Origin of the sequence: Enterococcus sp. AZ101, from assembly GCF_050499005.1 — a bacterium.
In the GTDB taxonomy this organism is placed as follows: domain Bacteria; phylum Bacillota; class Bacilli; order Lactobacillales; family Enterococcaceae; genus Enterococcus_L; species Enterococcus_L ureilyticus.
On record NZ_JBMHEZ010000001.1, the window covers coordinates 1,057,716 to 1,071,987 of the forward strand.

Consider the following 14,272-nt stretch of genomic DNA (forward strand, 5'->3'; position numbering starts at 1 on the left):
GAGAATGAAATGGAGTATTCCAGAACGAATCGTTGAACGCGGTAGAGAGTATATGAGAGAAGGCCGGGTATTGTCCATCATTCAAGATCCAGAAAAGAAAATGTGGCATGCCGAGGTTTTAGGTAATGAACTGTATCGGGTCCAATTAGATGGGACCGCAAAAGAAAATGATATTTGTGAATGTCCTTATTGGAAGGATCATGGTTATTGTAAGCATACTGTTGCAGTGGAGCTATCTTTAAGACAAAAAGGCACCTCGCGCATCATAAAAGAAGATCAATCAATTACATTTGAAAAACGTTCTTTATCTATCTCTGAAATGTTTACAAAAGGGTTTGCCAAACTGAACCAAGCAGAGGGGAAAAGTACGATTACACCGCTAACTGTGGAGTATATTGTTGATGTGATTGAAACCAATAGTTATTATCCTGAATTAGCTGTTTTAGGTGTTTCTTTACGATTGGGCTATCAAGGAGTCAAACCTAAAACCTATATCATTAAAAATATCGGAGAATTTTTTCAAACTTTTCAAAAGCAGGGGAGCTTCTTGATCAATAAGCAACATCACTTTGATTTAGTAAAAGAAGCGTTTACAATTGAGAACCAAGAATTATTAGAGCAATTAGCAGCAATTTATCAAACGAGTCAATTGTTAGGAGCTAATGGTATTCAAGTAAAAGGTAAAATTGATAAGCGCTATCTGGTGTTACCGATTGATCAAGGTCGATCATTAATTGAAAAAATGAACAAAATTCCTTATTTTCAACTAAATGATGAAGGAAAGAAATACCGGCATTTATTGTTCACAAAAGGTATCTTACCTATCTTTTTCGATATTAGTAAACAACCGGATAATCGTTATATATTGCTGATCACAGATCAGCTCACAACATTTTTATCTCATTACCAGTGGGCCTTTAGCAAAGACAAAATTTTTACGGTTACTCAAGAGCAAGCTGGAATCTATACAACATTATTACAGTTACTAAAACGCGTGGAAAAACCTGAGATTGTCTATGAAAAAAATGAGTTATCTGACTTATTCGGCTCTGTTATTCCTTTATTGAAAAAAATAGGAACAGTAACTGTTAGTGAAGAGGTGACACAGGAAGTTGTGTATCATCCTTTAGAAACAATCTTTATTTTTCGCAAAATCAAAGGGATGATCAAAGTTCGTGTAGACTTTATGTATGGAGAAGTTGTATTTTCGACGGATCAAGAACATTCTATTGCCTCAGGAGCGAATCAAGAAGTCGTTCGTGATGCTAAGAAGGAACAAATGATTTTGGAACAACTAACGGCATTTGGCTATCAAAAAGAGTCAATTGGCTATGAAAAGACATTACCAGCAGGTGAACGTTTATATTATTTTTTTAAAGCAGAAATTCCAACGTTTCGTCGATTAGGAGAAGTTCGTATGGGCAAGAAGCTGCGGGAGCTGTATTTAGATGCCGCGCATCACCAACCGATGATTGAAGTTTCAGACTCTGATTCCTGGCTAGATGTCCGTTTTGATATCACAGGAATCGCCGAACAAGAAATTGATGCTGTTTTAGCCAGTTTATTGCGCAATGATCGTTTTTATACTTTGGAAACTGGTGAGGTTCTCTCACTAGATTCAGAAGAATTTCAACAAACCAGTGAAGTCTTAACTATGCTAAGAAAAAATATGAAAAACGTTCAAGGAACGATACAGGTTCCAAGAAATCAAGGTTTGATGATCGAAAATATGTTGGGAAATAATCACCGTGCGCATTTTTCTGATTCTTTTAAAGAAATGGTGGATAATTTGACCCATCCAGAAAAATTTGAAGCGCAATTACCTGCAAACATTCAAGCAACGCTTAGAAGTTATCAAATTGATGGATTTAAATGGTTAAAAATGCTTAGTTATTATCAATTTGGCGGTATTTTAGCGGATGAAATGGGATTAGGAAAAACCCTTCAAACGATCACCTATTTATTATCTGAAAAAGAAGAACAGATTCAAAAAGGAGCGGCTTTGATTGTTGCACCAGCTAGTTTGATTTATAACTGGGCAGCTGAAATTAAAAAGTTTGCTCCAGCGTTACAGGCAGAAGTTGTGGCAGGCAATAAAGCAGAACGTGAAAAATTAGCAAATCAAGCTGATCTAGATATTGTGATCACGTCATATGCTAGTTTAAGACAAGATATTGATATGTACCAAGGACTAAATTTGGGTTATTTGATTTTAGACGAAGCACAAATGGTGAAAAATAGCGGTACTAAAACAGCTCAAGCGCTTAAAAGTTTGACGGTTCCTCAACGCTTTGCTTTGAGTGGTACTCCGATCGAAAATAATATCGATGAGTTATGGTCGATCTTTCAAATGATTTTACCAGGATTATTCCCGGCAAAAACTTTATTTAGATCGATGAAACCTGAAGAAATTGCAAAAATGATCCAACCATTTATTTTAAGACGAGACAAGAAAACAGTATTGGCTGATTTACCAGATAAGATCGAAAGTAATTTGTACAGTGTTCTTACTGAAGAGCAAAAGACTGTTTATCTAGCGTATCTAAAACAAATGCAAGAAGATGTCAGTCAAATGGATCAAGATACCTTTAAGAAAAATCGCTTAAGTATTTTGGCCGGTTTAACGCGATTGCGCCAAATTTGTTGTGACCCAAGTTTATTTATTGATGATTATACAGGGGGATCAGGAAAATTAGAGCAAGTCAAAGACTTATTAGTAGCTGCCAAAGAAAATAATCGACGTGTCTTACTTTTTTCTCAGTTCACAAGTATGTTATCAATCATTGAAAAAGAGTTACACGAGCTTGGCTTAACAACATTTTATTTAAGAGGAAGCACGAAGCCTAAAGAGCGTATGGAAATGGCAGATGCGTTTAACTCCGGGGAAAAAGATGTCTTTTTGATTTCTTTAAAAGCTGGGGGGACAGGTCTCAATTTGACAGGTGCAGATACTGTGATTCTTTATGACTTATGGTGGAATCCAGCGGTGGAAGAACAGGCAGCAGGACGTGCACATCGAATTGGTCAAAAAAATGTTGTGGAAGTTTGGCGGATGATCGCAGAAGGAACGGTTGAAGAAAAGATGGACTCCTTACAACAAGAAAAACGTGAGTTGTTCCAAAAAGTAATCCAAGGAAATGAAGAACAATTAGCCAAAATGACTGAAGAGGATATCCGAACGATTTTAAGTATCGGTGAATAAAGAAAATGCTGTGCATCCTTATGTTCTCATTAAGGAATGTACAGCATTTTTTGTATCTTTTATGAAAATATTGATTGAATCGTCGGAAGCAACTCTTCAAAAGAAGTTACTTCTTCCATGTGATGCGGTTTTTCATCCCTAGGCATTTGTCTTAATCGATGATTGAACCACAGCGAATGCCATCCGCCGTTTTTGGCACCTACAATATCATTTTCAAAACTATCACCTACATACAAAGTACATTCGCAATCCATATTAAACTCTTTAGCGGCAAGGTCAAAAATTTCTCGTTCTGGTTTTTGGAAACCAGTGCTTTGAGAAATAATAATATTGTCTGTTGGAACCCAGTTTTCTAATTGAAGTTGTTTTACTTTTTTAAATTGATGGTCTGTAGGACCGTTTGTAATGATTCCCATAGGAATATTATTTTCTTTTAAGAAATCAAATACCTTGGTTACTTCTGGATGCATTACAATATTATCTAATTCATCTTCGTACGTTTTTTGAAAAGACAAGCCGTCTTCTTGTGAAACACTTGGATAATTTAGGTCTTTTAGTGATTCATTGATGCGATAAAAACGCATAAATTCTAGCGTCCATTCATCTGACATCACTTTTGGAAAGGTTTCATCACTATGCACACGAAAGCGAATATATAACGCATGCATGTCCTCCGATTTTACACAAGGAAAGACTGTTTTGATCGCATTTCTAAACGGTTGTTGCTGGTCATAAATCGTATCATCCACATCAAAAACAATGGTTTTCATTTAAACAATTGCACCCCTTAATAATTTTCAGGAAATTTTTCAATATCCTTTTTCATTGTAGCGAACTTTTTCACAAAATAACAGAAAGAAAATTTTAATTTAGATTAGAATGCTGACATTGACAGGTTGTGGGTGCATAATAGGAGGGAGTTTTATCATAGGAGTTTTCAAAATTGGCCTCTTTTATCAGTATGGTTAAATTTTTTCTCTAGTTTTTGTAGAGAAAGTAACTTTTGATATCTATTTCATTTTATTTACCTTTATGTTATTATTAAATTACTCAAAGTTAGGAAGATATTTTTTATGAAGATGAAATTATTAGTAGCCGGAAGTTTGATAGCTCTAGGAGTATTTGCTGGAAATAATGTAGGCAATGCAGAAGCAATATCTGTCAGTCCTTCGAATTATCTATCAACAAGGGCGCTACCAAACATTCAAGAAGTTACACTAAAATCAGGAGAGTTTTTAGAATTTAATGCTGGAGGCTTCTATAGTGATGCACTGGTTTCTAAATTTGTAGTGAAATTTAAATTGGACACCTGTGAACCTGAAACAATCGTTGTTGACAGAGTCGGCTACTATCCAAGAATAAATTAAAACAGATATAGTTCTTACGTAGCGTATGGTGCCTATGGAACGGTGACTTTTACAAACCTAGATGATAATTTATCTACTAGAAATAATTTTATTAGTAAAGAGAGTATCAAGGTAATCAACGCCTCTGCAACTACTGTGAATTTAAAGATAGGCTTATCGTCAGGCATACATGTGAGATCACAAGAAATTGTGGATTATAGTGACATTAATTTTGATTTATAATTATACAAGAAAAGGAGATACCCCAAGTGAACCGACCCCAAAAAGTTAGACCAAAAGTCTAACTTTTTGGGGTCACTACATCCTTTTCTAAAACCATTTTTTTGTAGTCAGGTCCTATGATCAAATGATTGGGGTAAATAAATAGAATGAACTAGTTATACTCTCAAGATTATTTAGAAAAGATCATCAATAAATGATCGACCTAATCGCTAATCAACTTTTACAGTAATTATTAATTATTTGGATAGAATGCTGAACTATCATTCTGAATATTGAATTGAACTCAATAGAGAGAATAATCTTCACCAACTAGTTTATAAAGTAAAATCAATGTCGCTGTAGTTTACACATTCAATACTTCTAGGATGTATTGACGAATTCAGAGCAAAGGTAATTTTTAAAGGTTTAGCAGAATAATTATATAGTCTAAAGATTCTAGTTCCGCTTGTCCAGCCTTTTACGGGCTCATCCAACAAATTATAGTTAACTGTTTCGGTAGTGTTTGTATAAAAAAATCTTTTAGGGCCAGCTTGCCAATGATAACCATGGTCAAATACTTCTTCAAGGAGGAAACTCTCTTTGTTATCAGATTCAGCTTTAAATTTAATGACGTATTTTGAGACAAGTTCATTTGCTCTTAAGCTTCCGACTTGAATTTCAATTTTTTGACCACTTGAAATGACTGCTTCTTTTTTTACCGGTTCCCCTCGTAACAAATTAGAAGTAATAGGTGAGAGGGTTTCTAAATCTTGTGCGTTAGCTGAGCTATTTCCCACAAATACCCCGATTCCCATAAAACAACTTAGAATTAATAAAGTTTTTTTTAACATAAAATTGATCACTCCTTTTTAGTAATTTAATTTTAACATTAAGTAAGTTTTAATGCAACGGGATGACGATTAAAAGTTGATAGAAATTGATATTCAGAGATAATTTCTATTCCATCGGCAAAATATTAACTTGTATTATCTAATTATTTTGAAGTTGAAACTATTCATGCCTAATTTGTTGTATGAATAGATGTCACACTTAAATTTTTCAAATATAGTCCGTTAGAAAACGATAAGGTAACTTGTAGAAATTAAAATATTGTTAGCATAAGAAAACATCAAATAGATAAGAAAAATATGAAGTAATATTTTTAGAAGTATTTTGACATCTACCGTGAAATTTATGAATCAGAAAGCGAATAAAAAAACATATTTAGCTAGTTTATTCTTCAAAAAAGTACGATCGAAAGTAAAATTTTGAAGTAGTAAAAAAAATAACTTTTAGTATAATAAAAAACAGAAACACCGATCAGGCCTATCTTCCCCAAGACATAAGCAACTCATCGGTGTTTTTTATGATGTACATGTATATGTATAATTTAACAAATTGCTTTAATCTTTTCAAGTGATTGATATAACAGCATTTAGAACTTTCAAAATGTATAAAAAACTGAATTGAATGTCTTGAACAAAGTTTGAAATTTGATTGATTTTTAATTAAATTAAATATTTACTTCTTTTTAGGTCTCCACAATATCAAAAATTATTTCGAAAAATAATCGATAATACATATACAATAGACAAAGCTTCGTAACATCTTAAAAATAATAATCTGATAACGCCACATACAAGATAAAATTCACTTATTATAAAAAACTATCATTACCGGATGTTCTTATTGGCCACCAAAAGCAACTTTATAGGAAGTATTTTAAGATTTCTGTCATGCTGTTTGAATAGTTTTTTACATAAAATTTTAGTTAGTGTCTATTTTTTCAAGACATGAACGGTGGAAATCTAATGTGATAGCTTCTTGTTTTATCGATTTTTTACCAGTTTTCAATTTTGCATCCTTCCCTTACTTTGCGTATAATGGTAACAGTGTCCAAAGAAAGAGGGAGTTTATGTTAAAGCGATTTTTTAGTTACTATCGGCCGTATAAGTACCTATTTATTTTAGATTTTGGTTGTGCAGTTCTCGCTGGCTTGTTGGAATTAGCCTTTCCAGTTGTTGTGAATCAAGTGATTGATAAAATCATGCCTAAAGGAAATTTTCGTTTGATCGGGTTAGCCTGTGCAGGTTTGCTATTATTTTATATACTCAATACAATTTTACAGTATATCGTTGTATTTTTTGGTCATAAGTTAGGGGTAAATATTGAAACGGATATGCGTCGTGAATTATATGGACACTTACAAACGCAGCCATTTGAATATTATGATAATCAAAAAACAGGGAAATTGATGAGTCGTTTGACAACTGATTTATTTGAAATCTCTGAAGTAGCTCATCATGGACCAGAAGATGTGTTTATCACAGTAATGACAATAATTGGTTCATTTTATTTGATGCTAAGAATCCATGTGCAGTTAGCGCTAGCTACTTTTATTGTGTTGCCATTTATTACGATTGCACTAGTTTTCTTCAATAAAAAGATGACCAAGGTCAATACAAAAATTTATGATAATTTGGGTGACTTTAATGCAGGTGTTGAAGCATCTGTTAGTGGTATCCGGGTGACGCAATCGTTTGCTAATGAACCTTTTGAGCGTCAACGTTTTGAAGGATTGAATCAAGCGTATCGTCAATCAAAGATTTTGTTTTATAAAGTAATGGGCATCAGCTCAGCGTATAATTACTTTTTGATTCGATTGATCAATCTATTTGCGTTGATTTTCGGAGCTTATTATACAATTAGAGGTGAGATTACAGATGGGCAATTCGTTGGCTTTATTTTATTATCGAATGTTTTTGTCCGTCCAATTGAAAAAGTCAACAACATGATCGAAAGTTATCCGAAAGGAATTGCAGGATTTAAGCGGTTTACAGAAGAAATCGATAAAAAACCAACCATTCAAGATAAGCCCGATGCTGTAGCTGTTGAACATTTACATGGGGATATTGTCTATGATGATGTTTCATTTTCTTATGCGGATTCTACAAAAGTATTAAATCATATTGATTTATCTATTGTACCAGGTGAAACAGTTGCCTTTGTCGGTCAAAGTGGTTCAGGTAAAACGACATTATGTAACTTGTTGCCAAGATTTTATGAAGTAACCGAAGGCAAAATTACCATTGACGGGATCAATATTCAAGAAATGACACTGGCTTCTCTAAGAAGTCAAATTGGTATCGTTCAACAGGACGTGTTCTTATTTCCGGGAACAATTCGAGAAAATATTGCTTATGGTAAATTAGATGCAACAGAAGCGGAAATTCAAAAAGCTGTTCAGTTGGCTCATTTGGAAAAAGTAGTCGATCAAATGTCTGAAGGTTTAGATACGATAATTGGTGAACGAGGTGTGAAAATTTCAGGTGGGCAAAAACAACGAGTGGTAATTGCTCGAATGTTCCTAAAAAATCCACCGATTCTAATCCTTGATGAAGCGACTTCTGCATTGGATACGGAGACTGAACAAGTGATCCAAGAATCTTTAAATTCTTTAGCAAAAGGTCGAACAACGCTGATTATCGCTCATCGTTTGGCAACAATCAAACATGCAACGCGAATCATTGTTGTTAGTGATAAAGGAATATTAGAAGAAGGGACGCATGCAGAATTACTTGCAAAAGGTGGACACTATCGTCGTTTGCATGATGCTCAGTTTAGAGAGTAAAAAAGCCAAGCTGATTTGTTCAGCTTGGTTTTTTTATTAGTTTCTTTTGCGCGGTTTTCTTCCTAAACCGATCGCATTTTTCATGCGTTGTAAGGTTTTATTTGCTACTAGGCGTGCTTGTTCAGCTCCTTGATCAAGGATGTTATCTAGCTCATCAGAAGCTAATAGTTCATGATAACGCTCTTGGATTGGGGCCAATAGTGCCACAACAGCTTCCCCCAGGTCAGTCTTAAATTCTCCATAGCCTTTTCCTTCATAGGCTTGAGCGATTTCCTCGACTGGACGATCCGTAGCGGAAGAAAATATACTTAGTAGATTTGAAATACCAGGCTTATTCTCAGGATCGTACTCAATAATACCTGTTGAATCTGTGACAGCTGATTTAATCTTTTTACGTATAACAGCAGGTTCATCTAGCATAGAGATAAAGCCTTTAGTATTTGAATCAGATTTACTCATTTTTTTAGTTGGATCTTGTAAGCTCATCACACGTCCGCCTTGTTTGGCGATTTTTACTTCTGGAAGGACCAGAATTTCTTGATTCGCTTGACCATAGCGTTTATTGAAGCGTTCAACAAAATCCCTAGTCAATTCTAAGTGTTGTTTTTGGTCATCGCCAACAGGCACAAGGTTTGCATTATATAAAACAATATCACCAACCATTAAAGGTGGATACGTTAAAAGCCCAGCACTAACTCCTGTCCGTCCATTTTTTTGTGATTTATCTTTGAATTGAGTCATCCGTTCTAATTCACCAATTGTTGTGTTGCATTGAATGATCCAAGCCGCTTCAGCATGTGCGGAAACCTCTGATTGGATGAAGATCGTCGCTTTTTCAGGGTCTAGTCCAACAGCTAGGTATAAGGCAGCTAAACTACGTGTCTGTTGCCGTAACTTCAATGGATCTTGAGGGACTGTTATAGCGTGTTCATCTACAATACAAAAATAACAGTTATAATGATTTTGTAAATCAATAAATTGTTTCATCGCACCAATATAATTTCCAATCGTTGGTGTCCCACTGGGTTGAATGCCAGAAAATATAGTTTCCATAAAGTAACCACCTTAATCAATTAATAAAAAACTCATTGCTATCATTATACAGCTAAAAGTAAAAAAAAACAGGATTACTAAAAAAAAATAAAATGTCAGAATTTTTAGACTAATACAGTTGTAGAATTTTATGGAAGCTGTATCAGTTTTATTCGTTTTGAAAACGTTATAATTTTATGTTGTAAAAAGACAAGTTTTATTTTATTTTTTAAAAAAAACACGTAAAATAACGAAAAACTATATAATTTTTTGGAAAAAGAACTAGTATTTTTATTAGAAGTTGGGTATACTTAAATTAAATAGGAAAACAGTTAGATTTCCTGTTTCAAAAAAGTGACCCAAGTCACAAAAAGGAGTGGTGCACATGTTGACACTTTATACTTCCCCAAGTTGTACGTCTTGCCGTAAGGCTCGTGCATGGTTGCAAGAACACGAGATTCCATTCAAGGAAAGAAATATTTTTTCAGAACCATTGAATATTTCTGAATTGAAAGCAATTTTGCGAATGACAGAAGATGGAACAGAGGAAATTATTTCCACTCGTTCTAAGGTTTTCCAAAAACTTAATATGGATTTGGATGAACTTCCGTTGCAGGACTTGTTAGAGTTAGTTAAAGAGAATCCGGGATTGTTGCGTCGACCAATAATGATTGATGAAAAAAGATTACAAGTTGGTTTTAATGAGGATGAAATTCGACGCTTCTTGCCAAGAGGAGTTCGGCAGTTGGAATTACGTCAAGCGCAATTGATGGCAGGTTTATAAAAGGTAAGAGGAGAACCTTTGTCCTTGTGACAGAGGTTTTCTTTTTCTATTAATCCCTACATAGTAAGTTATTGCTTTTTTTATAGGATATTATAAAAAAAGAACATATATGTATAAGAATCGAAATTTAAGGAATATCCTAAGACAACAGATTATTTAGGAAGATTGTGACTTTTCCCTTTACATTTGGCGTGATTCCGCTACAATGTACGTAAGAATAAGTTTCCTGATTAGCAAAAGTGAGGTGTAGCGACATGGAAATGGAACATATCAATGAAAATACCATACGTGTGTTGATTGGCAATGAAGATTTAGCTGATAGAGGAATCACATTTTTAGATTTGCTAGGCAACCATAAAGAAGTAGAAAATTTTTTCTATAGTATTTTAGAAGAAGTTGATGTGGAAGATGAATTTCAAGGCAGTGAAGCTGTTACCTTTCAGGTTCTGCCAAAAAGCGATGGGTTAGAACTATTTATTAGTAAGAATGCATCAATCGATGAAGTGTCTAATTTTGAAGGCTTCAACGATTTAAATTCAGAAGAAGTAAGTAATATAATTCGTAAACAAATTGAAGAGGATTTTGCTGATGAAACACAGGAATTTTCTGATAACACAGTAAAAAATTTAGTCTTTGAGCTTAACGATTTTGACACGATGGTTCAACTGGCAAATGAAGTATTCCTACAATCTGTAATAGCGAATTTATATACATTTAAAGGAACATATTATCTCCAAACTATTTTCTTGTTGGATGAATTAGGGAAAAACAATGTAGAAAATGAAATGGCTCAATTATTGGAATATGCTAATTTATCTGCTGTGACACCTGAAACATTGAATGAATATGGGACCTGTATTATGGAACGTAACGCATTAGAATTAACAAGATATTACTTTGAATAGTTGGAAAACTGAGCTAGAGCGATGATCGTTTTAGCTCAGTTTTTTTGATGATTTTTTTAATTTTACGCGTATCTTAATTATGAGGTGATTAAGATGTTGAATGCATATTCAAAAGACGATAAAATTGTAACCTTATTACATTTATCTAGAGCAGAAGTAGAACAGTTGCGAGATCAGCCGTATTTTTGCCCTGCCTGTAAGCATCCGGTTCGAATAAAAAATGGCAAAGTTAAATTACCACATTTTTCTCATTATAGTCACAGTGCTTGTACTATTCATTCTGAAGGAGAGACCCTTGAGCATTTAACTTTAAAAAAAATGTTTACTAAATGGTGTGAGAGGCAGTCTATCTGTTATGAATTAGAAAAATATTTACCAGACTTAAATCAACGTCCAGACCTTTTAATAGGAAATATTGCTTTGGAAATTCAGTGCAGTCCGTTGAGTATTCAAAGATTGGTAGAACGAACTAAAAACTATCAAAAGAACGGCTATATCCCTATTTGGATTTGCGGAAAAAAAATATTTTCAAATCACCAAGTATTAAGCGAACTAGCTAAAAATTTATGTTATTATTCTGATAAAATTGGATTTTATTTATGGGCAGTAGACTGGGAGCAAGAAGAATTGTCATTACATTTTCATATAGAAGAGGATTGGAAAAAAAGACTTTATTCTTCAAAAAAGACATGGTCATTTTATCGTCATTCATTAAAGCAAATTTTCGATTTTCCAAAGGAATCTAAAATTTATATTCAAAGAGAAATCAAAATTGGAGAATTAATACAGAACTATTATTATGAGTTGAACAAAGGATTATTAGTACGTGATGAAAGGATCAGAGTAGTCCAGGCTGCATTATATAACAATCATTTTCATCTACTTCAACTACCTAATTGGTTTTATTATCCAGGTCTCCGTATATTTTGTTGCAGAGGATCAGACATACTTTTAAAAGTTAAAATCTGGAAATGGGTACAGTTTTTTGATCAGAATGTTATTGGACATCTAGCCTTAATAAATGTTTTGGCAAAAGAATTGGAAGAATCATCTGAACTGTTTTATGAGTTACCTAATGTACCGATGAAATCAATTCAAGCTATTTGTTTGAATCAACTATTTATCTATTTGATTTCGTGTGGGCATTTAACCAAAGTACAAAATGGTTGGGAAGTGAGAGCTGGAAATTCGGATCAAAGCCCAATAAGTATTAAAGCATGGCTGCAAATAATTAAAAATAAACGTATAATCACTGCTACTCCAATTAGAAATGTGATAAGATAAATCTATATAAGAATAATTTGAAAAGGGGCAGATGTAATGAGTGAAGCAAAACAACTACCAGAACGTTCCAGCTTACCTATTGAAAAGACATGGGACTTAACAAAAATTTTTGAAAATGATGAAGCGTTTGATGAAGCGTATCAAGTGTTAGTTGATGAATTAAAAGAAGTTGAGCACTTCAAAGGTAGATTAGACAAAGATAGTGATACATTTTTAAATAGTATTGAAATGCTATTAAATATCTATCGTAAAATTGAAGTAATTTATGTATATGCTCATTTAAAAAATGATCAAGATACGACGAATACGGCTTATCAAGCTTTGTATGCGCGAGCAAGCTCTCTATTAGCTCAAACAAGTGAAGCGGTAGCATGGTTTGAACCTGAAGTACTATCGTTAAGTGACGATAAAATATGGGAGTACTTTAACGAAAACAGCCAGCTTGAAATCTACCGCCATTTTATAGAAAATATTTTGAGCGACAGGCCGCATATATTATCTGCTGATCAAGAAGCTTTGTTGGCTGGCGCAGGTGAAATCTTTGAAGCATCTAGTAATACCTTTTCAATTTTGAATAATGCAGATTTGAAATTTCCGGTGATTGAAAATGAGCAGGGAGAAAAGATTCAGTTGACTCATGGTGTTTACGGACAATTAATGGAAAATACGCATCGAAGTGTTCGTGAAGAAGCATTTAAAGGGTTATACACGGTATACGAACAATTCAAAAATACATTTGCTCAAACCTTGAGTTCGCACGTCAAAGCACACAATTATAAGTCCAAGATTCGTAAATACTCTTCGGCACGAGAAGCCGCTTTAAGCAATAACCATATCCCAGAAAGTGTTTATGATACTTTATTGGATGTAGTCAATCAAAACTTACCGTTGCTTCATCGCTATGTGTCTCTAAGGAAACGTTTGTTAAAACTAGATGAACTTCATATGTATGACATGTACACACCGATTTTAGGAGAAGCCTCAATCAAGTATTCCTATGAAGAGGCAAAAGAGAAAGCTATTGAAGCATTGAAGCCAATGGGAGACGAATATTTAAATATAGTTCAAACGGCGTTTACAGATCGTTGGATCGATGTAGTTGAAAATCAAGGCAAACGCAGTGGCGCCTATTCATCTGGAGCCTATGATACAGTTCCGTATATTTTGATGAACTGGCATGATAGCTTAGATCAACTCTACACATTAGTTCACGAAATGGGACATAGTGTTCACAGTTATTTCACTAGAAGTAATCAACCGTATGTCTATGGAGACTACTCAATTTTCTTAGCTGAAATAGCTTCAACAACGAACGAAAATCTTTTAACAGAATATTTACTAGAAACGGAAACAGACCCGCGAATCAGAGCATATGTATTGAATCATTATCTAGACGGTTTTAAAGGAACGATTTTCCGTCAAACTCAATTTGCCGAATTTGAACATTTTATTCATACTGAGGATGCTAAAGGAATTCCTTTAACGAGTGAATATTTAAGTGAGTATTATGGAAAACTAAATCAGAAATACTATGGTCCGCAAGTGAAAAAAGACCCGGAAATCTCATTAGAATGGTCCCGAATCCCTCATTTTTATTACAATTATTATGTTTATCAGTATGCTACAGGATTTTCAGCAGCATCCGCATTAGCAAATAAAATATTAGCGAATGAACCTTTAGCATTGCAAAATTATTTGGCCTATTTAAAATCAGGTAGTAGTGATTATCCGATAGCAGTCATGAGAAAAGCAGGAGTAGATATGACCCAGCCGCAATATATCGAAGATGCGATGACTATTTTTGAAGCAAGACTAAATGAACTAGAGCAACTTGTGCTGTCTTTAGAGTCATAATAAACAGAAAAA

At 34.0% G+C, this 14,272-nt stretch carries 10 protein-coding genes; 7 read left to right on the forward strand and 3 right to left on the reverse strand.

Annotated elements, in window-relative coordinates; genetic code table 11:
• Positions 1-4: 4 nt before the first annotated feature.
• Positions 5-3,202 carry an SNF2 helicase associated domain-containing protein gene (locus IGJ50_RS04925; RefSeq protein ID WP_429949162.1) on the forward strand — a complete coding sequence of 1,066 codons (3,198 nt, stop codon included), beginning with the start codon at positions 5-7 and terminating at the stop codon, positions 3,200-3,202.
• 59 nt (positions 3,203-3,261) lie between these two features.
• On the opposite strand, the gene IGJ50_RS04930 is transcribed toward IGJ50_RS04925, so the two are convergent.
• Complete coding sequence (locus IGJ50_RS04930; RefSeq protein WP_207120833.1) at positions 3,262-3,972, reverse strand: HAD family hydrolase; 711 nt, start codon at positions 3,970-3,972, stop codon at positions 3,262-3,264.
• A 303-nt stretch (positions 3,973-4,275) separates the two neighbouring features.
• Between IGJ50_RS04930 and IGJ50_RS04935 the strand changes: the two genes are divergently transcribed.
• Entirely contained in the window at positions 4,276-4,569 is a 294-nt protein-coding gene (locus IGJ50_RS04935) for a hypothetical protein (RefSeq protein ID WP_429949164.1), read from the forward strand.
• A gap of 536 nt (positions 4,570-5,105) precedes the next feature.
• Here IGJ50_RS04935 and IGJ50_RS04940 read toward each other — a convergent pair.
• Positions 5,106-5,621, reverse strand: coding sequence for a hypothetical protein (locus IGJ50_RS04940; RefSeq protein WP_429949165.1), 516 nt, complete (start codon positions 5,619-5,621; stop codon positions 5,106-5,108).
• Between the two features lie 1,064 nt (positions 5,622-6,685).
• Between IGJ50_RS04940 and IGJ50_RS04945 the strand changes: the two genes are divergently transcribed.
• Entirely contained in the window at positions 6,686-8,401 is a 1,716-nt protein-coding gene (locus IGJ50_RS04945) for an ABC transporter ATP-binding protein (RefSeq protein ID WP_429949166.1), read from the forward strand.
• A 36-nt stretch (positions 8,402-8,437) separates the two neighbouring features.
• Here IGJ50_RS04945 and trpS read toward each other — a convergent pair whose 3' ends face one another.
• Positions 8,438-9,454 carry a tryptophan--tRNA ligase gene (trpS, locus tag IGJ50_RS04950; RefSeq protein ID WP_207120834.1) on the reverse strand — a complete coding sequence of 339 codons (1,017 nt, stop codon included), beginning with the start codon at positions 9,452-9,454 and terminating at the stop codon, positions 8,438-8,440.
• A 364-nt stretch (positions 9,455-9,818) separates the two neighbouring features.
• On the opposite strand from trpS, the gene spxA reads away from it, so the two are divergent.
• The 4 genes from spxA to pepF all read left to right on the forward strand — a co-directional run bounded on the left by spxA (position 9,819) and on the right by pepF (position 14,260).
• The gene (gene spxA / locus IGJ50_RS04955; protein WP_010760718.1) at positions 9,819-10,217 is read left to right on the forward strand and encodes a transcriptional regulator SpxA; all 399 of its coding nucleotides are present in this window, start codon (positions 9,819-9,821) and stop codon (positions 10,215-10,217) included.
• 254 nt (positions 10,218-10,471) lie between these two features.
• Complete coding sequence (locus tag IGJ50_RS04960) at positions 10,472-11,122, forward strand: adaptor protein MecA (RefSeq protein ID WP_069639654.1); 651 nt, start codon at positions 10,472-10,474, stop codon at positions 11,120-11,122.
• Between the two features lie 93 nt (positions 11,123-11,215).
• Complete coding sequence (locus IGJ50_RS04965) at positions 11,216-12,406, forward strand: competence protein CoiA (protein WP_429949168.1); 1,191 nt, start codon at positions 11,216-11,218, stop codon at positions 12,404-12,406.
• Between the two features lie 36 nt (positions 12,407-12,442).
• Positions 12,443-14,260, forward strand: a complete 1,818-nt coding sequence (gene pepF / locus IGJ50_RS04970; protein WP_429949170.1) for an oligoendopeptidase F — start codon at positions 12,443-12,445, stop codon at positions 14,258-14,260.
• Positions 14,261-14,272 lie beyond the last annotated feature (12 nt).